The following is a 23,732-nucleotide window of genomic DNA, read 5'->3' on the forward strand; positions in this document are numbered from 1 at the left end:
GATGAGCAAGACCACCGCCTCCGACCCGGCCCCCTCCGCCGCCGAGGATCAGGAGCTGGGCGACGCCGGCTCCCAGCTGTCCACCGCCCCCAAGGAGGACGCGCCCAACCTGCCCGCCCTGGGCGTCATCGGCTGGGCCCGCTGGTTCTGGCGGCAGCTGACCTCCATGCGGGTCGCCCTGCTGCTGCTCCTGCTGCTCTCCCTCGGCGCGATCCCCGGCTCGCTCATCCCGCAGTCCGGCAGCGACGAGACGAAGGTCGCCGACTTCCGCAAGGCGCACCCTGCGCTCTCGGACGTCTACGACAAGATCGGGATGTTCCACGTCTACAGCTCGGTGTGGTTCTCCGCGATCTACATCCTGCTGTTCGTCTCCCTCATCGGCTGCATCGTGCCCCGCACCTGGCAGTTCGTCGGCCAGCTGCGCGGTCTGCCGCCCGGCGCGCCCCGGCGGCTGAACCGGCTGCCCGCCCACACCACCTGGCGCACCACGGCCGAACCCGAGCAGGTCCGGCAGGCCGCCCTGGCCCTGCTGAAGAAGCGCCGCTTCCGCGCCCACCTCACCGGGGACGCCGTCGCCGCCGAGAAGGGCTACCTGCGCGAGGTCGGCAACCTCGTCTTCCACATCGCCCTCATCGTGATGCTGGTCGCCTTCGCCTGGGGCCAGCTGTACAAGTCCGAGGGCAACAAGCTGGTCGTCGAGGGCGACGGCTTCTCCAACACCCTCACCCAGTACGACGACTTCAAGTCCGGCAACCTCTTCACGTCGGACGACCTGGTGCCGTTCAGCTTCAACCTGAAGAAGTTCACCGGCACCTACGAGCGCACCGGCCCCAACAAGGGCACCCCGCGCGTCTACAAGGCCGACATCACCTACAGCTCGGGCGCCTACGGCAAGGACGAGACCGACACCGTCGAGGTGAACCACCCGCTGGAGATCGGCGACTCCAAGGTCTACCTCGTCAGCCACGGCTACGCCCCCGTCATCACCGTCCGCGACGCCAAGGGCAAGGTCGTCTTCGACGACGCCGTGCCGCTGCTGCCGCTGGACGCCAACGTCACCTCCTCCGGTGTCGTCAAGGTCCTCGACGGCTACCGCAACGCCAAGGGCGAGAAGGAGCAGCTCGGCTTCAACGCGTTCTTGGTGCCGACCTTCGGCGGCCATGCCAGCGGCACGATGCTGTCGCAGTTCCCCGCGCTGGACAATCCGCTGCTCGCGCTGTCCGCCTACCACGGCGACCTCGGGGCCGACTCCGGCATCCCGCAGAGCGTGTACCAGATGGACCGCAGCAACATGAAGGAGTTCAAGAACTCCGAGGGCAAGCTGTTCAAGAAGCTGCTGAAGCCCGGCGAGACCATGAAGCTCCCGAACGGCGCCGGTTCGGTCACCTTCGGCAAGGACATCAAGGAGTGGGCCGGCTTCCAGGTCGTCCAGCAGCCCGGCAGCGGCTGGGCCCTCGCCGGTGCCCTCGCCGCGATCGGCGGCCTCGCCGCCTCCCTGTTCATCCAGCGCCGCCGCGTCTGGGTGCGCGCGGTCGAGGGCGCCGACGGCGTCACCGTCGTCGAGATGGCCGGCCTCGGCCGCAGCGAGTCCGCCAAGGTCCCCGAGGAACTGGGGCACCTCGCCGGCGACCTCTACGAGCAGGCACCCGGCGCCCCCGACGACCCCGCAGATTCCCCCGACACCGACCAGGAGCCGGGTACCGAACCCCCCGTACCTGCCGAAGGGGCTGAGAAGTGACTCTCGCCGCCGCCACCAACGAAAACCTCGCGCAGATCAGCAATGTGCTGATCTACTCCGCGATGGCCGTCTACACCCTCGCCTTCTTCGCGTACATCGCCGAATGGCTCTTCGGCAGCCGCAGCAAGGTCGCCCGCACCGCCGCCGCGCTCACCACCAAGGCGGACGCCAAGAAGGCGGCCCCGGCCGTCACCGTGAACCAGGCCGGCGGCACCGCCCTGCTGGAGCGGCCCAAGGTCACCGTGCGGGCCGCGTCCGGTCAGCGCGACGTGCCGGACGGCCCCGGGGCGCACGGCGGGGACGAGCAGGGCGACCTGTACGGCCGGATCGCCATCTCCCTCACGGTGCTCGCCTTCCTGGTCGAGTTCGCAGGTGTCCTCACCCGCGCCCTGTCGGTGGAGCGCGCCCCGTGGGGCAACATGTACGAGTTCAACATCACGTTCTCCACGGTCGCGGTCGGCGTGTACCTCGGGCTGCTGGCGCTGAAGAAGAACGTGCGCTGGCTCGGCCTGTTCCTGATCACGTCGGTCCTGCTCGACCTGGGCCTGGCGGTCACGGTCCTCTACACCGCCAGCGACCAGCTGGTCCCGGCGCTGCACTCGTACTGGCTGTACATCCACGTCTCGACGGCGATCTTCTGCGGCGCGGTCTTCTACGTGGGCGCGGTCGCCACGATCCTCTACCTCTTCAAGGACTCCTACGAGAGCAAGCTGGCGAGCGGTGGCACGCCCGGCACCTTCGCGACCTCCGTCCTGGAGCGGCTGCCCTCCTCCGCCTCCCTCGACAAGTTCTCCTACCGCGTCAACGCGGCCGTCTTCCCGCTGTGGACGTTCACGATCATCGCGGGCGCCATCTGGGCCGGCGACGCCTGGGGCCGCTACTGGGGCTGGGACCCGAAGGAGACCTGGTCCTTCATCACCTGGGTCGCCTACGCCTGCTACCTGCACGCCCGCGCCACCGCCGGCTGGAAGGGCCGCAAGGCCGCCTACCTGGCCCTCATCGCCTTCGGCTGCTGGCTGTTCAACTACTACGGCGTGAACATCTTCGTCTCCGGCAAGCACTCCTACGCGGGCGTGTAGGACCCGCCGGGGCTCCTCACCGCCGGGGGACGGGGGCGTGGTCCGCGACCGACACGATGATGTCGCGCAGCCGGTCGGCGTACAGCCGCAGGTTCTTGTGCGCGACGTCGGTGTCCGGGTAGCGGGCCGCGAACCACAGGCCCTCGTGGAGCCGGGTGACCCAGGCGCAGACCTGGTCGCCGTAGGACACCCGGATCAGGCCGTAGGCGTTGCGCTCGGTCCAGTTCGTCGACTCGGGGATGCCACGGGCATCGGCGAACGACACGATCGAGTACATGTCCGGGGAGGTCGGCCGGAAGTCCGCGCCGAGCAGCCGCAGCACCCGGGCCAGCGGCATCCGGGCCAGCGGCCGGGTGGCATGCAGTGCGGCGCGCACGGTCTTCAGCGCGGCGGGGAAATCCCGCGCCTGGTCGACGGGCACCTCGATCGGGGCGCCTCCCACGTACCAGCCCACTGAGTCCGAATACGCGGACTTCGTCCGGGTGTGGAAGGGCACCACGGTCCGGTAGACCGGCTCACCGCCGATCTCGTGGACGATCAGGGCCGTCGCCGCCAGCAGCCCGACCAGCGAACCGCCGAAGGGGCGGCAGTACGCCTCGAAGGCGGCGGCCGCGTCGGCGTCCACGAGCATCTCGCGCATGAGCTTCTGGGTCGGCAGCACGCCGTCCGGCTCCAGGCCGAGGTCGACGGGGAAGCTCGGCAGCCGCCCGTCGCAGCGCCGGATGAACTCCCGCCAGCGGGCGACGATCTCGTGGTCCGCGTCGATCCGGTCGGCGTCCGCCCGCTCGGCCTCGCAGAAGTCGACGTAGCTGGAGACCGGCGGCTGCTCCGGGGCGCGGCCGGTGCGATGAGCGGTGTACAGCTCCTGGATCTCCGCGGGGATGCGGTAGATGGAGAACGCGTCGACATTGCTGTGGTCGAAGGCCATGTACACGCTGGTGCTGTCCTCCCGGACGACGGCCGTGTAGATGAGGTTCGGCCAGCGCAGTGCGTCGGCGGTGGTGTCGAAGCGGTCCTGGAGATGCTGGGCCAGAGCCGCCGGGTCGGTGAACTCCCCGGCGTCCTCGCGGTGCAGGGTGACGGAGGCCGGGTCGAGGGTGAAGCGGCGGATCGAGTCGCCCGGGCCGCCCGCCCAGCGGAAGCCGCTGCGCAGCGTCTCGTGCCGCAGCGTCCAGCCGCGCAGTGCCTCGCCGAGGGCGTCCAGGTCGGCCCGGCCCGGGAGGTCGAAGGCCGCGCCGAGCCAGGTCGGCACGAACAACCCGTCCTCCCGCACCGACCGCGCCGTCCGCAGGTGTGACTCCTGGATGTAGGCGGGTGGCCTTGAGTCCTCCGGCAGGGCCTTCGCCGTCGCGACGGTCGCCGGACTGAGCGTCCATTCGACGAGTCGTCCAGGCCGGACCATGCAGCGTTGGATGTCGGTCATTCGCACGGGGCGTCTCCGTTCGCAGGTGGGACAGACCCGATCAAGGGAATGCCGAGCCGGGCCACCGGCCACACCGCGTGTCGCCACATTTCAGGGGAACGGATGGCATCTCGAACGGCGATACGGGGCCCGGCCGGTGCGCTCAGTTGACGCCGATGTCCTCGTTCCAGAGCGCGGGGTGGTCCGCGATGAAGGCGCGCATCAGTTCGGCGCACTCGACGTCGTCCAACAGCACGATCTCCACACCGTGTTCGGCCAGCCAGTCGTGGCCGCCGTGGAAGGTGACCGCCTCGCCGATCACCACCCGGGAGATGCCGAACTGCCGCACCAGGCCGGAGCAGTACCAGCAGGGCGACAGCGTCGTCACCATCGTCGTGCCCCGGTAGGTGCGTTGCCGCCCGGCCGCGCGGAAGGCCGCCGTCTCCGCGTGCAGGGACGGATCGCCGTCCTGCACGCGGCGGTTGTGGCCGCGGCCCAGCAGGGTGCCGTCGGCGCCGAACAGCGCGGCACCGATCGGGATGCCGCCCTCGGCGAGCCCGGAGCGGGCCTCCTCGACGGCGGTCGTGAGCCACGTGCGTGCCCGTGCCTGGTCCATGACCTCATCCATGGCCCTGGTCTGCCCTTTCGTAACCTGGCCCGATCTTCACCGCGTCGAGGTAGGCGTGCAGGACCCCCGCCCCCTCGATCATGACCCTGGTGCGGGCCGTCAGTGCCTCGCCGCGTGCTGCCACGGCCGCCCGCAGCGCCGCACTGCTGCCCTCCCGCCGCAGCCCGTCCAGCACCGGCCTGATCTGGTCGAACAAGTAGTGGCTGCGGCGCAGGGTGTGCACGAGCCGGGCGTCGCGCACATCGGCCGGCTCGTAGACCCGGTACCCCGTCGCGCGTTCCCGGCCCGGAGTGAGCAGCCCGGCCTCCTCCCACACCCGCAGCGCCGATGTCCGTACGCCCAGGAGTACCGCCACCTCGCCGATGCGCAGCCCGCCCGACCGCGGCAGTGGGGCGGGCGGTTCGGCCGCGAGCAGTTCCAGGGCCTCGCTCGCCGCCCGCAGCGACACCCGCTCCTCGTGCAGGGCGGCGTGGGCGGCGTCGAGCAGCGCCAGGGCGCCGGGGACGTCCCCCTCGTGCACGGCCCGCATGATCGCCGTCGCGGTCACCGGCCCGTACCCGCGCATCAGCGTCCGGTACGCCAGCAGCGCGCCGCGGTGCGTCTCGCCGAAGACGCGGTAGCCGGACGCGGTCCGCGCGGCGGGCGGGAGCACACCGGCGTCCTCGTAGTTGCGGATCTGCTGCGTCGAGACACCGGCCGACCGGGCCAGGTCGACGGGGCGGAGGCGGCGCTCTTTCGTCATCGATTTGAAGGTTACGGCAGCAAGCAGGCCGCACAAGCCCTCTCAAGTCTCAACACCGCACTTCAATGGAAGACTTGAAGGAATGGACGACTTCATCCGCGTCACCGGTGCCCGCCTCCACAACCTCAGGAACGTCTCCCTCTCCCTGCCGAAGAACAAGCTGGTCGTCCTGACCGGCCTGTCCGGCTCCGGCAAGTCCACCCTCGCCTTCGACACCCTCCACCGGGAGGGCCAGCGGCAGTACCTGGAGTCGCTGGGCATGGTCACCGGCTTCGTCAGCAAGCCCGCCGTCGACTCGATCACCGGCCTGTCCCCGTCCATCAGCGTCGATCAGCACCTCACCAACCGCAGCCCCCGCTCCACGGTCGGCACGGTCACCGAGGTCTTCACCTACCTGCGGCTGCTGTGGTCGCGCATCGGGGTCCGGCCCTGCCCCGGCTGCGCCAAGGACATCCCGCCGTCCCACGCCGACGGCGCCGAGGCCGACGAGGACGCCGAACCCGGGCAGCGGCCCTGCCCGCACTGCTCCACCCCCGTGCCCGAACTGGTCATGGGCTCCTTCTCCTTCAACAAGCCCGCCGGAGCCTGCCCGGCCTGCACCGGCCTGGGCGAGGTGATCCGGCCCGACGTACGGCGCCTGGTGGACTACGACAAGTCGGTCGCGCAAGGGGCGGTGCACGGCTGGAACGCCAAGTTCACCGACTGGAGCGTCCCCGTGCTGCGGGCCGCCGCCGGCCACTACGGCTTCACCTTCGACGTGGACACGCCGCTCGGCGAACTCGACGACAGGCAGCGGGACCTGCTGCTCCACGGTGTCGAAAGCCCCGAGTTCCGGCGGCACTTCCCCGACACCGCCCCTCCGGCGACCGTGGCGGCGGGCCGCTTCGAAGGGGTCGCGACGGCCCTGCTGCGCCGCTACAACGACCGCGCCGACGACCCCGAGTACCGCGAACGGGCCGAGCGACAGGGACTGGTGAAGCAGCCCTGCGGGGAGTGCGACGGAACCCGGCTGAGCGCTGCGGCCCGGGCGGTCACCGTGCACGGGCTCACCGTCGTCGAGGCCACCCGGCTTCCGCTGACCGACCTGGCCGACTGGCTGGGAGGCCTGCGCGAACGCTCTGCCGAGGACGAGTGGCCGCTCGTTGAGCCCGTCGTCGCCGACCTGGAGGAGCGGGCCCGCCGCCTGCTGGACGTCGGCGTCGGCTACCTCACCCTGGGCCAGGCCACCCCCAGCCTCTCCGCGGGAGAGACCCAGCGGCTGCGCCTGGCCGCGCTGCTCGGCTCCGGCCTGACCGGCGTCCTCTACGTCCTGGACGAGCCGACCATCGGCCTGCACCCCTCGGACACCGCCCGCCTGATCGGCGTGCTGCGCCGCCTGCGCGACCTGGGCAACACGGTGCTGGTCATCGAGCACGACCTGGACGTCCTGAAGGCCGCGGACCATGTGGTGGACGTCGGGCCGGGGGCGGGCCGGGACGGCGGGCGGATCGTCGCCGAGGGCACGCCGCAGGAGGTGGCCCGGACCGAGGGCTCGGTCACCGGCGCGTACCTGTCCGGCCTGCTGTCCGCGCCGCCGTCACGGGGGCGCGGAGGCGGCGAGGCGGCCGTCGTGATCCGCGGGGCCAGGGCCCACAACCTCCGGGACCTGACCGTACGGATCCCGCTGCGCCGCCTGGTCACTGTCACGGGTCCGTCCGGCTCCGGCAAGTCGACGCTGCTGCTGGACATCCTCGGCCGGGCCGCCCGCCGCCACTTCCACGGGGCGGGGGAACTGCCCGCCGAGCACGACGGCATCGACGGCTGGGAGCACCTGTCCAAGGCCGTCCTCATCGACCAGCAGCCGATCAGCCGCGTCCCGCGCTCCAACGCGGCGACCTACTCGGACGTCTTCACACCGATCCGGGAGGTCTTCGCCGCCCGCAGCCGAGGCCGCCTGACCGCCGGCCACTTCTCCTTCAACGTGCCCGGGGGACGTTGCGAACGCTGCGAGGGCGCGGGCGTCCTCACCGTCCACATGCACTTCCTCCCGGCGGTGGAGGTGCGCTGCCCGGCCTGCAAGGGCCGCCGCTTCCGGCCGGAGGTGCTGACGGTCCGGCACGAGGGCCATGACATCGCCGAGGTACTCGGGGCGACGGTGGACGAGGCCCTGACGGTGTTCGGGGACGTCCCGCCGGTCGCCACCCGGCTCCGGCGCATGGCCGACGTCGGCCTCGGCTACCTCCCCCTCGGCCAGCCCGCCACCACCCTCTCCGGCGGCGAGGCCCAGCGTCTGAAGCTCGCCAAGGAACTGGGGCGGCGGACGACCGGACGCGCCCTGTACCTGCTGGACGAACCGACGACGGGCCTGCACTCCGCCGACACCGCCCGCCTCCTCGACGTCCTGCAACGCCTCGTCGACGCCGGGCACTCGGTCGTCACCATCGAGCACAACCTCGACGTCGTCCGCGCCTCGGACTGGCTGATCGACCTGGGGCCGGAAGGCGGCGCGGGCGGGGGTCGGCTGGTGGCGCAGGGGGTGCCCGGGAACTGAACCGATCCTGACCCCCGGACGTCTTCGTTGCGTATCCATCGCACCGGAGCCCAGGCTCCCGAAGGAGGCCCACCGATGAAGGCGTCACTTCTCCTGGCGGCGGCCCTGGCCTCGTTGTCCGTGGGCTGCACGTCGGCGTCGTCACCGGACGACGACACCGACGGCGCGCGGCCCGCGCCGTCCTGCGCGTACGTCGTCGAGTACGACGGCCGCACCTACCTGGGCAGGGAGGAGACCGACGTCCCCGTGGGGAAGTCGCTCGGTGCCGCCACCCGCCCGGCGTGCGACGACACTCCGAGCGACGGCGACGAGGGGGAGGGCCCGGCCCTGATGACGGCGTTCGCCGTGCGGGGGGTGGACCCGGCCGTCGCCGTCGCGGTGGCCGAGGACCCCGGTGCGTACCGTCTCGTCGTCGCCGACTCCGTCAAGGAACTCCCGCCGGAGCTGAGGAAGGTGACCGAACGCTCCTGACGGGCACCGGCCGGGGCGTCAGCCCTGCCGCTCCAGCACCGCGTAGTCGGCGAAGCAGCGGCGGTAGCGCAGGTGCCTCGTCTCCTGGGTGTGCCTGCGCTGCCACTCCTCCACCTCGCCGGGTGCCTGGCACGGGCCCGAACCCGCCCCGCAGTCCTCCTCCTCGCCCGAGACGCAGTACGCCTCGTACTCGGGCTGCGCCGACGCGTCCTGCACGATCGTGTAGGGCACGTACCGGAAGATCCTGCGGCCGGTCGATTCCCCGCCGTGCTCGTCGCGTTGGTGCTGGCGCAGCAGCACGTTCGCGTCGGTCACCGCGCTGCCGTCGAACGCGGCTCGCGCCCTGTCCCGCCGGAGCGCCAACTCCTCACAGGTCGCGCACCCGGGCACCGGAGAGGGCGGCCGGGTCGGATCGGCCGACAAGCCCTCCCTGGAACGGTCGTTGAGCGCGCGCACGCCCGCGCTGAGCCGCTCGTCCAGGGTGGCCTCCCGGATCCTCGCCGGGTCGGCCTGCCATTCCCGGCCGCCGCCGACCGGGCGCAGCATCACGTAGGGGCCGGTTCTGTCCTGGTACTCGCCGACCTTGCGCGTGTGCGGGTCGTAGACGAGCGTTCCCGGTTCCATTTCGCGTACCTCCGTCACTCTGGGTGTATCGAGCGTTGCGCACGGGAACAGTCCGGTTCAATGCTTGGCGTGTGACACCGGTGCACTGTCACGGAGGGGGAGCCGTGAGCCGACGGAACGGCGGGGCGAGCTCGGCGGCGGTCTTCGGCGAGGTCCTGCGGCACTTCCGTGAGGCCGCGCTGCTCACGCAGGAGGGTCTGGCCAGGCAGATCCCGTGCGACCGCTCGCATGTGGCGCGGGTCGAGGGCGGTACGAGGGTTCCGCAGGACACGTTCGCCAAGACCTGTGACGAACTGCTCGGTACGGGTGGGGTGCTGCTTCGGCTGTGGGCCCGGATCGACTGGTATCCGCAGGTGGAGCATCCGGATTGGTTCCGGCGGCGGGCGGAGATGGACGAGGAGGCCGTCACCCTCCGGGAGTACCAGGAGCGGCTCATCCCAGGGTTGTTGCAGACAGGGGAGTACGTCCGCGCGCTGTTCGCACGCGTAGCCAGGGGTGACGAGATCGAGGAGCGAGCTCGTGCACGACTGAGCAGGCAGCGCCGATTCCTGACCGATGAAGGCCCACTGTACGTAGTCGTGCTGGACGAGAGCTGCCTGCGCAACGTGGTGGGAAGCCCGGCGATCATGAGGGATCAGTGTGCCCACCTGCTGAGCGCCGGACAGCGCCCCAACATTCGCATCCAGGTTGCTCCGGCGAGCTTCTCGGACCTGCTGCGCCCCAACGTCTCCATGTCGCTGATCGAGCTGCCGGACGGGCACCGATGGGTGTACTCGGAGTCGCTGGACCGAGGGCATTTCAACGACGATCCGGCCGCCTACATCCGACACAGCCACGCTTATGATCTGCTCAGGGCAGACGCTCTGTCAGTCCGCGAGTCCGTCGACCTGATCAGCGACGCGATGAAGGGGTACGAGCAGCATGAAGAGGCACGAACTCTGCGCGGCAAACTGGATCAAGAGCAGCTACAGCGGGGAAAACGGCGGCAACTGCATAGAAATAGCCCCCGCTTACCCCGAAACCGTCCCCGTCCGCGACAGCAAGAACCCTGACGGACCGGTCCTGTTCGTCACCCGGTCCGCCTGGTCCGCGTTCCTCGGATCCCTGCGCTGACCTACTGCCCGCTCACCATCTGCAGGATCCGGTTGGCCGCCTCCGCGACCGGCTGCCCCACCGCCCCGACGGCCGCGGCGATCGCGGCGACAGCCATCAGCGCCCGGTGCCGCTCCTGCGCGGGCGCGGCGTCCGCGGCCAGCACCGGCAGGGACTCGTCGATGAGCTGCGCGCTCGGCTGCGGCAGCAGATCGCGCAACTCCTGCACCTCGCGGATCAGTTCGGCGAGGGCCAGCCGCAGCGCGGGGTCCGTGTCGCCCGTGGCCCCGTTCTTCACGATGCCCGTGTTGCCGCTGCCGCCGTGCATGTTGACGTTGTCGCCGTAGTAATAGTTGTTGCCGCTCATGCCGCGATCCCCGTGTTCCCGCTGCCGCCGTACATGTTCACGCTGTCACCGAAGTGGTAGTTCGTGGGTGAGTTGATCGTCAGGCGCTCCACCGTCACCTGGAACTCGGTGTCCGGGTTCTCCAGTGCCCCCGAGACGTAGCCCACGAGCCGGTCCAGGTGCTGTGGGTCGGGGCTGGTCACCATCGCGGTGGAGGGGCCGGCCGTCTCGATGGCGAGGACGTAGTGGGACGGCGCCGTGACCACGGAGAGCATCTCGACGAAGAAGTAGATCAGCGCCGCACCGGAGCAGATCCACACGAAGACGATCAGTCCGCCGCCGCTGGACTGCTCGCTGTCGTAAGGGCCGCTGGAACTGCTGGCGAGGGAGATCAGACCGCCGATGATCGACAGGCCGATGGCCACGGCCAGGATGATCCCGGCGCGTTTCAGGAAGCGGAAGACCGCCTCCTTGCGCTTGGGGCGGAGGGTGAACGTGTACACCCGGGCGATGTTGCGCAGGGGGTAGGCGGCTGTGCCGACCCATAACAGGCGCTTGTGGACGCGTAATTCGACGTCGGTCATGGCGCGGGGCGGAGTGGAGGGCGGGGGTGGTACGTCCCACTGCCCCGGTGGCTGCTGTGTCTCCATGGACACCATTGGCGACCATGCGCCTACCGAGGGCAAGTCGTTTCACACGGACGGGAGAGCCGGCGCCCTCAGGACTCGTCGCGCCTCGGGTCGTCGTCCTTGTTCTTGTCCTCGTCGAGGGACTTCAGGAAGTCCGGATTGTCGTCCGGCGCCACCCACTGCCGCGGACGCTCCGCCGCGGGCACCCGCTTCTTACCGGCGATCAGCCAGGAGATCGACCCGACGAGCGGGAACACCAGGACGAGGAGTGCCCACAGCGGCTTGGGCATGTGGCGGATCTCGTCGTCCTGCGTGCTGATGCAGTCGATGAACGCGTACACGCTGAGCGCCAGCGGCACGAGGAACATCAGTACCCGGAGCATGCGGCCTCTCAGCGAAAGCGGTGGGTGGTTCCAGGCCAGGGTAGCGGCTCGGGGATACTGGACCCCATGGCTTACGACGATCTTCGCTCCCTGCTCAGGGCGCTGGAGCGCGAGGGCGACCTCAAGCGCATCAAGGCCGAGGTGGACCCGTATCTGGAGGTCGGGGAGATCGTCGACCGGGTGCAGAAGTCCGGCGGCCCCGCCCTGCTCTTCGAGAACGTGCGCGGTTCGAGCATGCCGCTCGCGATGAACGTGTTCGGCACGGACCGGCGGCTGCTGAAGGCCCTGGGCCTGAAGTCGTACGGCGAGATCTCCGAGCGGATCGGCGGGCTGCTGAAGCCCGAGCTGCCGCACGGCTTCGTCGGCGTGCGCGAGGCCTTCGGCAAGCTCGGCGCGATGACGCACGTACCGCCGAAGAAGGTGAAGGACGGCCCCGTGCAGGAGGTCGTCCTGACCGGGGACGACGTCGACCTGGACCTGCTGCCGGCCCTCTTCACCTGGCCGAAGGACGGCGGGTCGTTCTTCAATCTGGGGCTGACCCATACGAAGGACCCGGAGAGCGGCGTCCGCAACCTCGGGTTGTACCGCCTCCAGCGCCACGACAAGCGCACCATCGGCATGCACTGGCAGATCCACAAGGACAGCCGGAACCACTACCAGGTGGCGGCCAGGCGCGGGGAGCGGCTGCCCGTCGCCATCGCCTTCGGGTGCCCGCCCGCCGTGACGTACGCGTCCACGGCCCCGCTGCCGGGGGACATCGACGAGTACCTGTTCGCCGGGTTCCTCGCGGGCAAGCGGATCGAGATGGTCGACTGCAAGACCGTGCCGCTCCAGGTGCCGGCGCAGGCCGAGGTCGTGATCGAGGGCTGGCTGGAGCCGGGCGAGATGCTGCCCGAGGGGCCGTTCGGCGACCACACCGGCTTCTACACGCCGCAGGAACCCTTCCCCGCGCTGACGATCGACTGCATCACGATGCGGAAGCGGCCGCTGCTCCAGTCGATCGTCGTGGGCCGCCCGCCGACGGAGGACGGGCCGCTTGGCCGGGCGACGGAACGCTTCTTCCTGCCGCTGCTGAAGATCATCGTGCCGGACATCGTGGACTACCACCTGCCGGAGGCGGGCGGCTTCCACAACTGCGCGATCGTCTCGATCGACAAGAAGTACCCGAAGCACGCGCAGAAGGTCATGCACGCGATCTGGGGCGCGCACATGATGTCGCTGACCAAGCTGATCGTGGTCGTCGACTCCGACTGCGACGTGCACGACCTGCACGAGGTCGCCTGGCGGGCCCTGGGCAACACCGACTACGCCCGCGACCTGTCGATCGTCGAGGGCCCGGTCGACCACCTCGACCACGCCTCCTACCAGCAGTTCTGGGGCGGCAAGGCCGGCATCGACGCGACGAAGAAGTGGCCCGAGGAGGGCTACACCCGCGACGGCGGCTGGCCCGACATGGTGGAGTCCGACCCGGAGACGGCGGCGAAGGTGGACCGTCGCTGGAAGGAGTACGGCCTGTGAGTTCCGCTTCCGCCGCGATCCCGCAGCCGGGACGCACCAAGGCCTTCCTCCGGCTGGTGATGATCGAGCACTCGGTCTTCGCGCTGCCCTTCGCCTACATCGCCGCGCTGACCGCGATGTTCCAGTGGGACAAGAACATCCACTGGGGCCGGCTGCTGCTGGTCACCATCTGCATGGTGGGTCTGCGCACCTTCGCGATGGCGGTCAACCGGATCATCGACCGGGAGATCGACGCGCGGAACCCGCGCACGGCGCAGCGCGAGCTGGTGACGGGCGCGATGTCGGTGAAGCACGCCTGGACGGGCGCGCTGATCGCCCTGGCCGTGTTCCTGACCGCGGCCGCCCTGCTGAACCCCCTGTGCCTGGCGCTGGCCCCCATCGCGGTGATCCCGATGGTGGTCTACCCGTACGGCAAGCGGTTCACGAACTTCCCGCAGGCCATCCTCGGCCTTGCCCAGGCGATGGGCCCGGTCGGCGGCTGGCTGGCGATCTCGGGGGAGTGGTCCTGGGACGCGGTGATCCTCGGCCTCGCCGTGGGCATCTGGATCGGCGGCTTCGACCTGATCTACGCCTGTCAGGACGTGGAGACCGACCGCGAGATCGGCGTCATGTCCGTCCCGGCGCGCTTCGGAATCCCGTCGGCGATCTGGGGCGCGCGGGTCTGCCACGCCCTGACGACGGCCCTGTTCGTCTGGTACGCCCTGGCCACCGGCACCGGTGCCTTCTTCTGGCTGGGCCTGCTGATCGTCGCCGCCGCGTTCCTCTACGAGCACTCGATCGTGCGCCCTCACGACCTGTCCCGCGTGAACCGCGCCTTCTTCAGCGTCAACGGCTTCATCGGGATCGCGCTGTTCGTGTGCGCGCTGCTGGACCTGCTGGTGCGGGGCCTGACCGTCTGATCACGGTGCGGTGAGCGCGCGGCTCGCCTCCGGGCGGCGGCGGAACAGGAACGCCGCCGCCACGCCCGCGAGCAGGCCTATGAGGTGGCCCTGCCAGCTGACGCCCGTCTGCGTGGGGGCCAGGCCCGTGAGGATGGAGCCGCCCCAGATCGCGGCGATCAGGACCCCGGCCAGGACGCCCAGGGGGCGGCGCTCGACGAAACCGGTGACCAGGAGGAACCCGAACAGGCCGAAGATCACGCCGGAGGCGCCCGCGGTGTTGGTGTGGGCCGGGGCGATCAGCCAGACGCCCAGGCCGTCCACGACGATGATCAGCGCGCAGACGAGCAGGAACCGGCGCAGCCCCGCGAGCGCGGCGAGGAATCCGAGGACCAGCAGCGGCACGGTGTTCGCCGCCAGATGGGCGAAGCCGAAGTGGATGAAGGACGAGGGGACGACATCGACCAGCTCGGAGGGGTCGCGCGGGGTGACACCGAAGCCGTCCAGCGCATGGCCCGTGGCCACGTCCACCACTTCCAGCAGCCACAGCAGCGCCACCCAGGCCAGCATCAGCTTGCCCGCGGCCAGCGCACGATCGCTCTGTGACCACCCGGCTCGCGGATCCGGCATGGCGACCCCCAGTGCTCGCTCGTCCCCTCCGTGCAACGGCCCGCACCCCTTGGCCGGTTCCCACCCTGGGACGCCGGATAGGCTCGGTGTTGTGAACCCAGTCAAGCCAGGCGAGATGCCGCGTACGCCTTGGATCGTAGGGGTGTCCGGGGCCTCCGGCACCCCGTATGCCGCTGCCGTGCTGAGGGCGCTTCTCGACGCCGGCGAGAGCGTCGATCTCGTGGTGTCCCGGGCTTCCCGGCTCACCCTGCTGGACGAGACCGGGATCTCCTTCCGGGACGCCCACTGGCGGGACGACCTGCGGGAATGGCTGTCCCGGGGCGCCGACGGCAAGCCGGACACCTTCTCCGTCGACCTCGACGCCGTACGGCACTGGAGCGCCGGCGACCTGGCCGCCGGGCCCTCTTCGGGGTCGTACCGCACCAAGGGCATGCTCATCGTGCCCGCCTCGACGGCGAGCGTGGCGGGGGTCGCGCTCGGTCTGTCGAAGGACCTGCTGCAACGGGCGGCGAGCGTGACCCTCAAAGAGGACCGCAAGCTGATCGTGGCCGTGCGCGAGACACCGCTCAACGGCCAGACCCTGCGGCACCTGGTCACTCTCGACGACGCGGGCGCGACGGTCGTGCCCGCCTCACCCGCCTTCTACGCGGGCGCGACGCACATCCAGGACCTGGTGGACTTCGTCGCCGGACGCGTACTCGACGCGGCGGGCGTGCCGCACGGGCTCTACCGCCGTTGGCAAGGTGAACTCGGCGGCGGTGCGCACCGCGACGGCTGAGCAGCACCCGAACCCCATCGGACTCAACTACAACTTCAGCGGAAGGCTTCGATCGCAATGGACGCGGTGGACAGGCAGCTCATCCAGGCCCTGAGGGAGAACGGCCGGGCCTCCTACGCGGAGCTGGGACGCCTCGTCGGACTGTCGGGACCCAGTGTCACCGACCGCATCAACCGGCTGGAGGCGGCCGGAGTCATCACCGGCTACCGGGCCACCGTCGACGCCGCCTCGCTCGGCCTCGGCGTCACCGCCCTGGTCGGCATCTCGCTCTCGGACGCCACCGACCACGAGGACGTGGCGCAGCGGCTGAAGGACCTCTCGGAGATCGAGGACTGCTGGTTCATCGCCGGCGACGACTCGTACATGCTCAAGGTGCGCGCGGCCGACGTGGACGGCCTGGAGAAGATGATCCGGCGGCTCAGCGGCACGAAGGGGGTCTCCCGGACGCGTACGACGATCGTGCTCTCCACGAAGTGGGAGAACCGGGTCGGGGAACTGCCCGAAGAGGAGTAGGCCCGGAGGGCCGTTTGGGGGCACCTCCCGTCCGAAGGGTGGGGGCGTACGGTAAGGGACGTCGTCGTAGAAAGGTGAGGGCATGGATCTCGGGCTCAAGCGCGAGCTGGAGGAGAAGGTCAGGGCGGGTGTCCGGCTGACCCGTGAGGACGGCATCGCGCTGTACGAGTCGGACGACCTGGCCTGGCTCGGCGGCCTGGCGCACGAGGTGCGCACCCGCAAGAACGGCGACGTCGTGCACTTCAACGTCAACCGTCACCTCAACATGACGAACGTGTGCACGGCCTCCTGCGCGTACTGCTCCTTCCAGCGCAAGCCGGGGGAGAAGGACGCGTACACGATGCGCATCGAGGAGGCCGTCAAGCTCGCGAAGGCGATGGAGTCGGAGAACCTCACCGAGCTGCACATCGTCAACGGGCTGCACCCGAACCTGCCGTGGCGCTACTACCCGCGGTCGCTGCGGGAGCTGAAGGCCGCGCTGCCGGACGTCTCGCTGAAGGCGTTCACGGCCACGGAGATCCACCACTTCGAGACGATCTCGGGGATGAGCGCGTCGGAGATCCTCGACGAGCTCATCGACGCGGGTCTGGAGTCCCTCACCGGTGGTGGCGCGGAGATCTTCGACTGGGAGGTCCGGCAGCACATCGTGGACCACCGGACCCACTGGGAGGACTGGTCCCGGATCCACCGGCTCGCGCACGAGAAGGGTCTGAAGACCCCGGCCACCATGCTCTACGGCCACATCGAGGAGCCGCGGCACCGGGTGGACCACGTGCTGCGGCTGCGTGAGCTGCAGGACGAGACGGGCGGCTTCCAGGTCTTCATCCCGCTGCGGTACCAGCACGACTTCGTCGACATGAAGGACGGCAAGGTCCGCAATCGCCTTCAGGCGCGGACGCAGATGGCGACGGGGGCGGAGGCGCTGAAGACCTTCGCGGTGTCGCGGCTGCTGTTCGACAACGTGCCGCATGTGAAGGTGTTCTGGGTCATGCACGGCGTCCAGACCGCCCAGCTCGCCCTTCAGCACGGTGCGGATGACATGGACGGGTCCGTCGTCGAGTACAAGATCACTCATGACGCGGACAACTACGGGACGCCGAACAAGCTGACGCGTGAGGATCTGCTGGATCTGATCCGCGATGCCGGGTTCCGGCCCGTGGAGCGGAACACGCGGTACGAGATCATTCGGGAGTACGAGGGTGCTGACCCGGAGCGTCGTGAGTCTCCGCAGCCGATGAGGGTTTGATCGCTTTCGGGTGCGGGTGCGGGTGCGGGTGCGGGTGCGGGTGCGGGTGCGGGTGCGGGTGCGTGGGGGCTGGTCGCGCAGTTCCCCGCGCCCCTGAGGGGGGTACCCGGCGGGCATGGTCAGGACCTCGGCACCTGAGGATGCCCATACCGCTGAACCCTTCGTTCCTGAGCGGGGTGGGCTTCCCGCCCTGCGGCGTGCCGCTGCCGGATGCCGGGGCTGTCCCCTCCACCGGGACGCCACCCAGACCGTGTTCGGGGCGGGGAGCCAGGACGCCCGGGTCATGCTCGTCGGTGAGCAGCCCGGGGATCAGGAGGACCGGCAGGGGAAGCCGTTCGTCGGGCCTGCCGGGAAGCTGCTGGACCGGGCCCTGGGGGAGGCCGGGATCGATCCGGCCGAGGCCTATGTCACCAACGCCGTGAAGCACTTCAAGTTCACGCAGGCCGAGCCGCGGAAGCGGCGGATCCACAAGGCGCCGACCCTGCGGGAGACGGCCGCCTGCGGGCCCTGGCTTGCCGCGGAGCTCGCCGTCGTGGAGCCCGAGCTGATCGTCGTGCTGGGGGCCACCGCGGGGAAGGCCCTGCTCGGGTCCTCGTTCCGGGTCACTCAGGTGCGCGGGACGGTGCTGGAGGAGGAGATCCACGGGCGGGCCGAGCGGCTGGTGCCCACCGTGCATCCCTCGTCGGTGCTGCGGTCCGACGACCGGGAGGCCGCGTACCGAGGACTGGTGTCGGACCTGAAAGTGGCGGCGGACGCACTGTCGTAATAGCTAGAATCCATGCATGCCCCTTACCTTCACGCTCGACCCCGCCGTCACCCCCGAGCTGCGTGACGGCCTGCTCGATCTGTGGACCGATGTCTCCAACGCCGGCGGAGCCGTCGGGTACGTGCCGCCGGTGACGCGCGAGGAGATCCGCCCCGCGCTGGTGCAGCACTTCGCGTCGATGGCCGAGGGGCGGGTCAAACTGCTCGTCGGGCACGACGAGGAGGGGCGGGTCGCCGCCACCGCGTTCCTGACCTACAACACGCATCACCTGATGACGCACTGGCTGTGGCTGTACACGGTGATGGTGCACCCGCGGCACCAGGGGAAGGGCTACGGCCGGGACCTGCTCGGTGCCGCCGCCGACGCGGTCCGGCGCATGGACGGGATCGAGGCGATCCGGCTGACCTGCCGAGGCGGACTCGGCCTTGAACGGTTCTACGCGTCCTGCGGGTACAAGGAGGTCGGGCGCATCCCCGGGGCGATCCGGGTGGCACCGGGGGACGACCGTGACGACGTCATCATGCTGCTGCCCCTGGCCTGACCCCCCTGCGAGATCGGCCGCTCGGCGTGCTTCACTGGACGGTGCCCCTTTGGGTGCGTTCCGACCGTTCGAACCGGAAGAGTGGATTGAGATGCTCCGCTACACGCTGATGCGCCTCGGAGTCTTCGTGGGCTGCCTCGTGGTCGTCTGGGGCGCCGTCTACTCCGGCATCGCCCCGCGCGGTCTCGGCAACAGCAACGGGCTGTGGGTCGTGCTGCTCGCCCTGCTGATCTCCGCGCCGATCAGCTTCGTCGTCCTGCGCAAGGAGCGGGACCGGGCGTCGGTTCAGGTCGCCCAGCGCGTCGACCGGATGAAGGCCAACCTGGACGCCAACCGCAGCCAGGAGGACGGGGCCGACGACGGCGCCCGGGCCCAGGGGCAGACCTCGTAAGGTCCCCGCACGCGTTCGCAGCGCCCCGTTTCCGTACATCCTCGGAAACGGGGCGCTTTGCGTTGTATGGGTGTGTGTGCGTCGTCACCTGTCAAAGCCAGGCTTTGGGGTCCCCAAAGCTCAGGTGTTAAGGTCGTGGTATGAAGTCAGCAGTCGCGCCCCATTCGCCCCTGAGCGCTCCGCTCGTGGCGCGGCTGCACGTGGATCTCTGTCGGTGCGCGTCCGCTTTCTGTCGTCCCTGACGTAACGCAACCCCCCGTCGTCTCCCACGTCAGTTCCCCCCTCGCGTCCCCCAACGGAGTCAGTCCGTGTCCTCACACACGAAGTCCTTCAAGGTGCCCTTCTGGGCCCAGATACTCGCCGGTCTCGTCCTGGGTGTGCTGCTCGGCTGGCTCGCCCGCGACCAGGACGTGTCCTGGCTGGTCACGACGCTGGAGAAGGTCGGCGACACCTTCATCGGGCTGCTGAAGCTCGCCGTCGCCCCGCTCGTCTTCTTCGCGATCCTGGTCTCGATCACCAACCTGCGGAAGGTCAACAACGCGGCCCGCCTGGCCTCGCGCACCCTCCTCTGGTTCATGATCACGTCGCTGATCGCGGTCAGCATCGGCCTGATCATCGGCCTGGTCACCAACCCCGGCGCCGGTACCGGCCTCACGCCCAAGGACGGCGCGAAGCCCGAGAGCACCGGCTCCTGGATCGACTTCCTGACCGGCATCATCCCGACCGACGTCATCACGCCGTTCACCCAGCTGAACGTGCTGCAGATCGTCTTCATGGCCGCCGTCGCCGGTATCGCCGCGCTCCAGCTCGGCGAGAAGGCCCAGCCGATCCTCGCCCTGAGCGAGTCGGTCCTCAGCCTGCTCCAGAAGGCGCTGTGGTGGGTCATCCGGCTCGCCCCGGTCGGCACGATCGGCCTCATCGGCTACGCCATCGCCACGTACGGCTGGGACCTGATCGGCAAGTACGCGACGTTCACCGCCGACATCTACGTCGGCTGCCTCATCGTGCTGTTCGGCGTCTACCCGACGCTGCTCGCGACCGTCGCCAAGGTCAACCCGATCCAGTTCTTCAAGGGCGCCTGGCCCGCGATCCAGCTGGCCTTCGTCTCCCGCTCCTCGGTCGGCACCATGCCGCTGACGCAGAAGGTCACCGAGCGGCTCGGCGTGCCGAAGGAGTACGCGTCCTTCGCGGTGCCGTTCGGCGCGACGACCAAGATGGACGGCTGCGCCGCGATCTACCCGGCCATCGCCGCGATCTTCGTCGCCCAGATCTTCGACATCCAGCTGGGCGTCGGTGACTACCTGCTGATCGCGTTCGTCTCGGTGGTCGGCTCCGCCGCCACGGCCGGCCTGACCGGCGCGACGGTCATGCTGACCCTGACCCTCTCCACCCTCGGTCTGCCGATGGAGGGCGTGGGCCTGCTCCTCGCGATCGACCCGATCCTGGACATGATCCGCACCGCGACCAACGTCGCCGGACAGGCCCTGATCCCCGTCCTGGTCTCCGCCCGCGAGAACCTGCTCGACCGTGACGCCTACGCCACGGCCGACGGCTCGTCCCTGGACGACCCGTTCGACGAGCCGCGTGACGAGCCGCGCGACCGGACCGAGCCGATCGGCGCGACCGCCTGACGGCACTCCGGCCTGACGGCACTCCGGCCTGACGGCACTCCGGGGGCGCCCCCTGCTACCGCGGCAACTCGCCGAAGAGCAGGCGGTGCCCCTTGCCCGTGTCCATGTGACTCGGCACCTCCAACGCGACAGCCGTGGCATGGCCCACCGGCGCGGTCCACTCCGCGTCCTCGGCAAGCACCGCGGAGATCCGGCCGGCTTCATGGCTGGCGGTATACCGCCATCACCCCTGGTCTGTCAGGGCAGGCCCGGGGGCGGCGGCCCGCCGGGCCCGTACGCTAAGCGCTATGGGTGCCGTGAAGACCAAGCGGATGCCGCGCGCGGTCCGTGAGCAGCAGATGCTGGACGCCGCCGTGCAGATCTTCGGCCAACGGGGCTACATGGCCGCGTCGATGGACGAGATAGCCGAACTCGCCGGTGTGTCCAAGCCGTTGGTCTACCTGTACCTCAACTCGAAGGAAGACCTCTTCACCGCCTGCATCCGCCGGGAGGCGGGGGCCCTCGTCGAGGCGGTACGGGCCGGGGTCCGCCGCGACCTGCCCGCCGACCGGCAACTGTGGGAGGGCCTCGGCGCCTTCTTCACGCACACCGGCGAGAACCCGGACGCCTGGTCGGTCCTGCACCTCCAGGCGCGTACGCACGGCGAGCCGTTCGCCGCCGAGGTCACCGCGATGCGCGAGGAGATCGTCGCCTTCGTGACGCAGCTGATCCTCGCCGGCGCCCGCGAGGCCCACCGCGACCCCGACCTGCCCGAGCGCGAGGTCGCAGGTCTCGCCGAGGCCCTGGTCGGCGCCGCCGAGTCGCTCGCCGCCTGGGCCAACGCCACCCCGGGCGTCACCGCCCGCCAGGCCGCGGCCACGCTGATGAACTTCGCCTGGGCCGGGCTCGGCGACCTCATGGCGGGACGGCCCTGGGCACCTCCGGAGGAGCAGCCGGGCCCTCACACCGGGTAGACGTCCCCCGTCACATGGATCCGGTCCTCCCCGCCGCGCAGCTCGAACCGGCCGTCCCGCTCCGCGTACGTCACCTCGCCGGGCAGCAGGACCGGGGCCCGGAACTCCGCGCGCAGATGGCAGGACTCCGGGACGCCGTGCGCGGCGAGGCAGCGGGCCACGGTCCACATGCCGTGGGCGATGGCCCGGGGGAAGCCGAACAGCCGGGCCGTGAGCGGGTGCAGGTGGATCGGGTTGCGGTCCCCGGAGGCGGCCCCGTAGCGGCGTCCGACGTCCCCGGCGAGCCGCCACCGCGCGGCCTCGGGCAGCGGCTTGCGGGCCTCCGCCTCCCGGGGAGCCGCGACCGGCTCCTGCGTGCGGTGCCGGGCCAGATAGGTGCTCCTGGACTCCCAGACGAGGTCCCCGCCGCCGCGCACCTCGGTGACGACCGTGGCCTCCGTGCCGCGCCGGTGGGGGGCCAGCCCCTCGATGTGCACGGAGAGTTCGTACGTGCCGCTCGCCGGCATCCGTGCGTGCCGGGTGACGGTGATCGACGTGTGGACGAGGCCGAGCAGCGGCAGCGGGAAGCCCCGGCCGCTCATCAGCCGCATGGCCAGGGGGAATCCGAGCACGTGCGGATACGTCACCGGCAGCGCGTCCTCCCCGGTCGGGAACCCGCAGACCCGCTCGTACGCCGCGAGCCGCGCGAGGTCGACGCGCAGGCCGGGCAGGACGAGCCGGGTGCGGGGGAACTCCCCGTCGGGGCCCGGGCGTTTGAAGGGCGACAGCAGGGCGCCCCGGGCGAGGAGCGGGGCGAGGGAGGGGGACTGCGTGAGGACGAGAGCGGCGGCGGAGTCGGCCATCACGCCCCCAGCAGGCTCTGGCCGCAGACGCGGACGACCTGGCCGTTGACCGCGCCCGAGGCCGGGTGCGCCAGCCAGGCGGTGGTCTCGGCGACGTCGGCCGGGAGGCCGCCCTGCGCGAGGGAGTTCATGCGCCGGCCCGCCTCGCGGATGAACAGCGGGACGGCGGCCGTCATCTTCGTCTCGATGAAGCCGGGCGCGACCGCGTTGACGGTCACGCCGTGCTCGTCGAGGGCGCGCGGCGCGAGGGAGCGGACCAGGCCGACGACGCCCGCCTTGCTCGCGCCGTAGTTGGTCTGGCCGGCGTTGCCGGCGATCCCCGCGATCGAGGCGGTGGCGACGATCCGGCCGCCGCGCTTCAGCGTGCCGTCCTTCAGCAGGGCGTCCGTGGTGCGCAGCACGCTCGCCAGGTTCACCTCCAGGACGGAGATCCAGCGTTCGGCGGGCATGTTCACCAGACGCCGGTCGCGGGTGATGCCCGCGTTGTGGATCAGCAGGTCCAGGCCGTCGGGCAGCGCCTCGGCGATCCGGGCGCCCGCGTCGGCGGACGTCATGTCGAGCAGCAGCGCGCTGCCCCCGAGCCGCTCGGCGACCCGCCGGGCATCCTGCTCGGCCTGCGGCACGTCGAGCACGACGACCCGGGCACCGTCCCGCGCGAGGGTCTCGGCGACCGCCTCACCGATGCCCCGGGCGGCCCCGGTGACGAGGGCGGTGCGGCCGGACAGGGGGCGGTCCGGGTCGGCGGAGGTCGGCTCCCGGTCGGCGGCGGTCGGCTCCCGGTCGGCTCCGACCTCGATCACCTGCCCGCTGACGTAGGCCGACTTGGGCGACAGCAGGAAGCGCAGGGTCGACTCCGCGGCGGCGGCGTCCGTGAGCCGGACCAGGTTCACCGTCCTGCCCCGGCCGATCTCCTTGCCGAGGGAGCGCGTGAAGCCCTCCAGGGCCTGCTGGGCCGCGGCCTGGTGGTGGTCGGCGGGGTCGAGCGGCGCGCCGAGCACCACGACGCGCCCACTGGAGGCGACCGACCGTACGACCGGATGCAGGGCGGCGTGCACCTCTGCCAGGGCCTCGACGTCCCGCACCCCGGTCGCGTCCAGGACGACGGCGGCCGTTCGGCCGGAGCCGGCCGGGCCGATCCCCGTACGGGCCAGGACCGGAGCCAGGTCGAGGGCGGACCGGCCGGCGGTGAGGTGCAGCAGGCCGCCGTCCAGGGCGGGCCGCTCGGCGGACCAGCGGGTCAGCGCCGCGGGCTGCGGCAGCCCCAGCCGGCGCGTGAGGAAGCGGCCGGGCGCGGTGCCGGTCAAGCGCAGATAGCGGTCGGCCATGGACGACTCCCAGTTCCCGAGGACGGCTCACCGAAGCCCCACTCCTGCTTACTCTG

General features: G+C 70.7%; 26 protein-coding genes and 1 pseudogene. 17 read left to right on the plus strand and 10 right to left on the minus strand.

The window, feature by feature from the left end; all coding sequences use genetic code 11:
• The first annotated feature begins 1 nt into the window (after position 1).
• Complete coding sequence (gene resB, locus IE153_RS20750; RefSeq protein WP_189591379.1) at positions 2–1,738, plus strand: cytochrome c biogenesis protein ResB; 1,737 nt, start codon at positions 2–4, stop codon at positions 1,736–1,738.
• Positions 1,735–2,817, plus strand: a complete 1,083-nt coding sequence (gene ccsB / locus IE153_RS20755) for a c-type cytochrome biogenesis protein CcsB (RefSeq protein WP_189591380.1) — start codon at positions 1,735–1,737, stop codon at positions 2,815–2,817. Before resB ends, ccsB begins: the two co-directional genes overlap by 4 nt.
• A gap of 16 nt (positions 2,818–2,833) precedes the next feature.
• Here the strand turns inward: ccsB and IE153_RS20760 are convergent, their stop codons facing one another.
• The 3 genes from IE153_RS20760 to IE153_RS20770 all read right to left on the minus strand — a co-directional run bounded on the left by IE153_RS20760 (position 2,834) and on the right by IE153_RS20770 (position 5,589).
• On the minus strand, positions 2,834–4,246 hold the full coding sequence (locus tag IE153_RS20760; protein ID WP_189591381.1) for a condensation domain-containing protein: 1,413 nt from the start codon (positions 4,244–4,246) through the stop codon (positions 2,834–2,836).
• 136 nt (positions 4,247–4,382) lie between these two features.
• Entirely contained in the window at positions 4,383–4,835 is a 453-nt protein-coding gene (locus IE153_RS20765; RefSeq protein ID WP_189591382.1) for a nucleoside deaminase, read from the minus strand.
• Between the two features lie 4 nt (positions 4,836–4,839).
• Positions 4,840–5,589, minus strand: a complete 750-nt coding sequence (locus tag IE153_RS20770; RefSeq protein ID WP_189591383.1) for a MerR family transcriptional regulator — start codon at positions 5,587–5,589, stop codon at positions 4,840–4,842.
• 82 nt (positions 5,590–5,671) lie between these two features.
• Here IE153_RS20770 and uvrA point away from each other — a divergent pair, with 82 nt between their 5' ends.
• Together uvrA and IE153_RS20780 are read left to right on the plus strand one after the other, a co-directional pair.
• On the plus strand, positions 5,672–8,119 hold the full coding sequence (gene uvrA / locus IE153_RS20775) for an excinuclease ABC subunit UvrA (RefSeq protein ID WP_189591384.1): 2,448 nt from the start codon (positions 5,672–5,674) through the stop codon (positions 8,117–8,119).
• 75 nt (positions 8,120–8,194) lie between these two features.
• Positions 8,195–8,590 carry a DUF6281 family protein gene (locus IE153_RS20780; RefSeq protein ID WP_189591385.1) on the plus strand — a complete coding sequence of 132 codons (396 nt, stop codon included), beginning with the start codon at positions 8,195–8,197 and terminating at the stop codon, positions 8,588–8,590.
• An 18-nt stretch (positions 8,591–8,608) separates the two neighbouring features.
• Here IE153_RS20780 and IE153_RS42585 read toward each other — a convergent pair whose 3' ends face one another.
• Positions 8,609–9,214 carry a DUF7848 domain-containing protein gene (locus IE153_RS42585; protein WP_189591386.1) on the minus strand — a complete coding sequence of 202 codons (606 nt, stop codon included), beginning with the start codon at positions 9,212–9,214 and terminating at the stop codon, positions 8,609–8,611.
• 104 nt (positions 9,215–9,318) lie between these two features.
• Here IE153_RS42585 and IE153_RS20790 point away from each other — a divergent pair, with 104 nt between their 5' ends.
• Together IE153_RS20790 and IE153_RS41700 are read left to right on the plus strand one after the other, a co-directional pair.
• Entirely contained in the window at positions 9,319–10,266 is a 948-nt protein-coding gene (locus IE153_RS20790; protein WP_189591387.1) for a helix-turn-helix domain-containing protein, read from the plus strand.
• The gene (locus tag IE153_RS41700; RefSeq protein ID WP_229829103.1) at positions 10,214–10,327 is read left to right on the plus strand and encodes a DUF397 domain-containing protein; all 114 of its coding nucleotides are present in this window, start codon (positions 10,214–10,216) and stop codon (positions 10,325–10,327) included. The genes IE153_RS20790 and IE153_RS41700 overlap by 53 nt, the downstream gene beginning before the upstream one ends.
• Before the next feature lies 1 nt (position 10,328).
• Here IE153_RS41700 and IE153_RS20795 read toward each other — a convergent pair whose 3' ends face one another.
• From IE153_RS20795 to IE153_RS20805, 3 genes are all read right to left on the minus strand, one after another.
• Complete coding sequence (locus IE153_RS20795) at positions 10,329–10,673, minus strand: hypothetical protein (protein WP_189591388.1); 345 nt, start codon at positions 10,671–10,673, stop codon at positions 10,329–10,331.
• Positions 10,670–11,302 (minus strand): DUF6232 family protein, encoded by a 633-nt coding sequence (locus IE153_RS20800; RefSeq protein ID WP_229829079.1) that lies wholly within the window; start codon positions 11,300–11,302, stop codon positions 10,670–10,672. Before IE153_RS20800 ends, IE153_RS20795 begins: the two co-directional genes overlap by 4 nt.
• Before the next feature lie 68 nt (positions 11,303–11,370).
• The gene (locus tag IE153_RS20805) at positions 11,371–11,664 is read right to left on the minus strand and encodes a PLD nuclease N-terminal domain-containing protein (RefSeq protein WP_189591389.1); all 294 of its coding nucleotides are present in this window, start codon (positions 11,662–11,664) and stop codon (positions 11,371–11,373) included.
• A 66-nt stretch (positions 11,665–11,730) separates the two neighbouring features.
• On the opposite strand from IE153_RS20805, the gene IE153_RS20810 reads away from it, so the two are divergent.
• Both IE153_RS20810 and mqnP read left to right on the plus strand, forming a co-directional pair.
• Positions 11,731–13,182 carry a menaquinone biosynthesis decarboxylase gene (locus tag IE153_RS20810; RefSeq protein ID WP_189591390.1) on the plus strand — a complete coding sequence of 484 codons (1,452 nt, stop codon included), beginning with the start codon at positions 11,731–11,733 and terminating at the stop codon, positions 13,180–13,182.
• Positions 13,179–14,081: a menaquinone biosynthesis prenyltransferase MqnP gene (gene mqnP, locus IE153_RS20815; RefSeq protein ID WP_189591391.1), complete on the plus strand. Its 903-nt coding sequence runs from the start codon at positions 13,179–13,181 to the stop codon at positions 14,079–14,081. The genes IE153_RS20810 and mqnP overlap by 4 nt, the downstream gene beginning before the upstream one ends.
• On the opposite strand, the gene IE153_RS20820 is transcribed toward mqnP, so the two are convergent.
• Positions 14,082–14,690, minus strand: coding sequence for a rhomboid family intramembrane serine protease (locus IE153_RS20820; protein ID WP_189591392.1), 609 nt, complete (start codon positions 14,688–14,690; stop codon positions 14,082–14,084). It lies immediately after the preceding gene.
• A 115-nt stretch (positions 14,691–14,805) separates the two neighbouring features.
• Here IE153_RS20820 and IE153_RS20825 point away from each other — a divergent pair, with 115 nt between their 5' ends.
• The 9 genes and pseudogenes from IE153_RS20825 (at position 14,806) to IE153_RS20860 (ending at position 21,509) form a co-directional block, all read left to right on the plus strand.
• Positions 14,806–15,468 carry a UbiX family flavin prenyltransferase gene (locus IE153_RS20825; RefSeq protein WP_189591393.1) on the plus strand — a complete coding sequence of 221 codons (663 nt, stop codon included), beginning with the start codon at positions 14,806–14,808 and terminating at the stop codon, positions 15,466–15,468.
• A gap of 57 nt (positions 15,469–15,525) precedes the next feature.
• Positions 15,526–15,981 carry an Lrp/AsnC family transcriptional regulator gene (locus IE153_RS20830; RefSeq protein ID WP_031103084.1) on the plus strand — a complete coding sequence of 152 codons (456 nt, stop codon included), beginning with the start codon at positions 15,526–15,528 and terminating at the stop codon, positions 15,979–15,981.
• 82 nt (positions 15,982–16,063) lie between these two features.
• Positions 16,064–17,227: an aminofutalosine synthase MqnE gene (gene mqnE, locus IE153_RS20835; protein WP_189591394.1), complete on the plus strand. Its 1,164-nt coding sequence runs from the start codon at positions 16,064–16,066 to the stop codon at positions 17,225–17,227.
• Positions 17,228–17,342: 115 nt separating this feature from the next.
• Positions 17,343–17,993, plus strand: coding sequence for a UdgX family uracil-DNA binding protein (locus tag IE153_RS20840; RefSeq protein ID WP_189591395.1), 651 nt, complete (start codon positions 17,343–17,345; stop codon positions 17,991–17,993).
• Positions 17,994–18,009: 16 nt separating this feature from the next.
• Positions 18,010–18,534, plus strand: coding sequence for a GNAT family N-acetyltransferase (locus IE153_RS20845; RefSeq protein WP_097218918.1), 525 nt, complete (start codon positions 18,010–18,012; stop codon positions 18,532–18,534).
• A gap of 91 nt (positions 18,535–18,625) precedes the next feature.
• Complete coding sequence (locus tag IE153_RS20850) at positions 18,626–18,925, plus strand: DUF4229 domain-containing protein (protein WP_189591396.1); 300 nt, start codon at positions 18,626–18,628, stop codon at positions 18,923–18,925.
• Between the two features lie 182 nt (positions 18,926–19,107).
• A pseudogene (locus IE153_RS42900) lies at positions 19,108–19,167 on the plus strand (putative leader peptide); the annotation flags it as partial.
• A gap of 66 nt (positions 19,168–19,233) precedes the next feature.
• Positions 19,234–20,556 (plus strand): dicarboxylate/amino acid:cation symporter, encoded by a 1,323-nt coding sequence (locus tag IE153_RS20855; protein WP_189591397.1) that lies wholly within the window; start codon positions 19,234–19,236, stop codon positions 20,554–20,556.
• A 287-nt stretch (positions 20,557–20,843) separates the two neighbouring features.
• A complete protein-coding gene (locus IE153_RS20860; protein WP_189591398.1) occupies positions 20,844–21,509 on the plus strand; it encodes a TetR/AcrR family transcriptional regulator in 666 nt (221 codons plus the stop codon).
• On the opposite strand, the gene IE153_RS20865 is transcribed toward IE153_RS20860, so the two are convergent.
• Both IE153_RS20865 and IE153_RS20870 read right to left on the minus strand, forming a co-directional pair.
• Positions 21,497–22,351, minus strand: coding sequence for a MaoC/PaaZ C-terminal domain-containing protein (locus IE153_RS20865; protein ID WP_189591399.1), 855 nt, complete (start codon positions 22,349–22,351; stop codon positions 21,497–21,499). The two genes, IE153_RS20860 and IE153_RS20865, sit on opposite strands and share 13 nt — an antisense overlap.
• Positions 22,351–23,676, minus strand: a complete 1,326-nt coding sequence (locus IE153_RS20870) for a 3-oxoacyl-ACP reductase (protein WP_189591400.1) — start codon at positions 23,674–23,676, stop codon at positions 22,351–22,353. Before IE153_RS20870 ends, IE153_RS20865 begins: the two co-directional genes overlap by 1 nt.
• Positions 23,677–23,732: the final 56 nt, after the last annotated feature.

Origin of the sequence: Streptomyces massasporeus (assembly GCF_014648995.1) — a bacterium.
Classification (GTDB): Bacteria; Actinomycetota; Actinomycetes; order Streptomycetales; family Streptomycetaceae; genus Streptomyces; species Streptomyces massasporeus.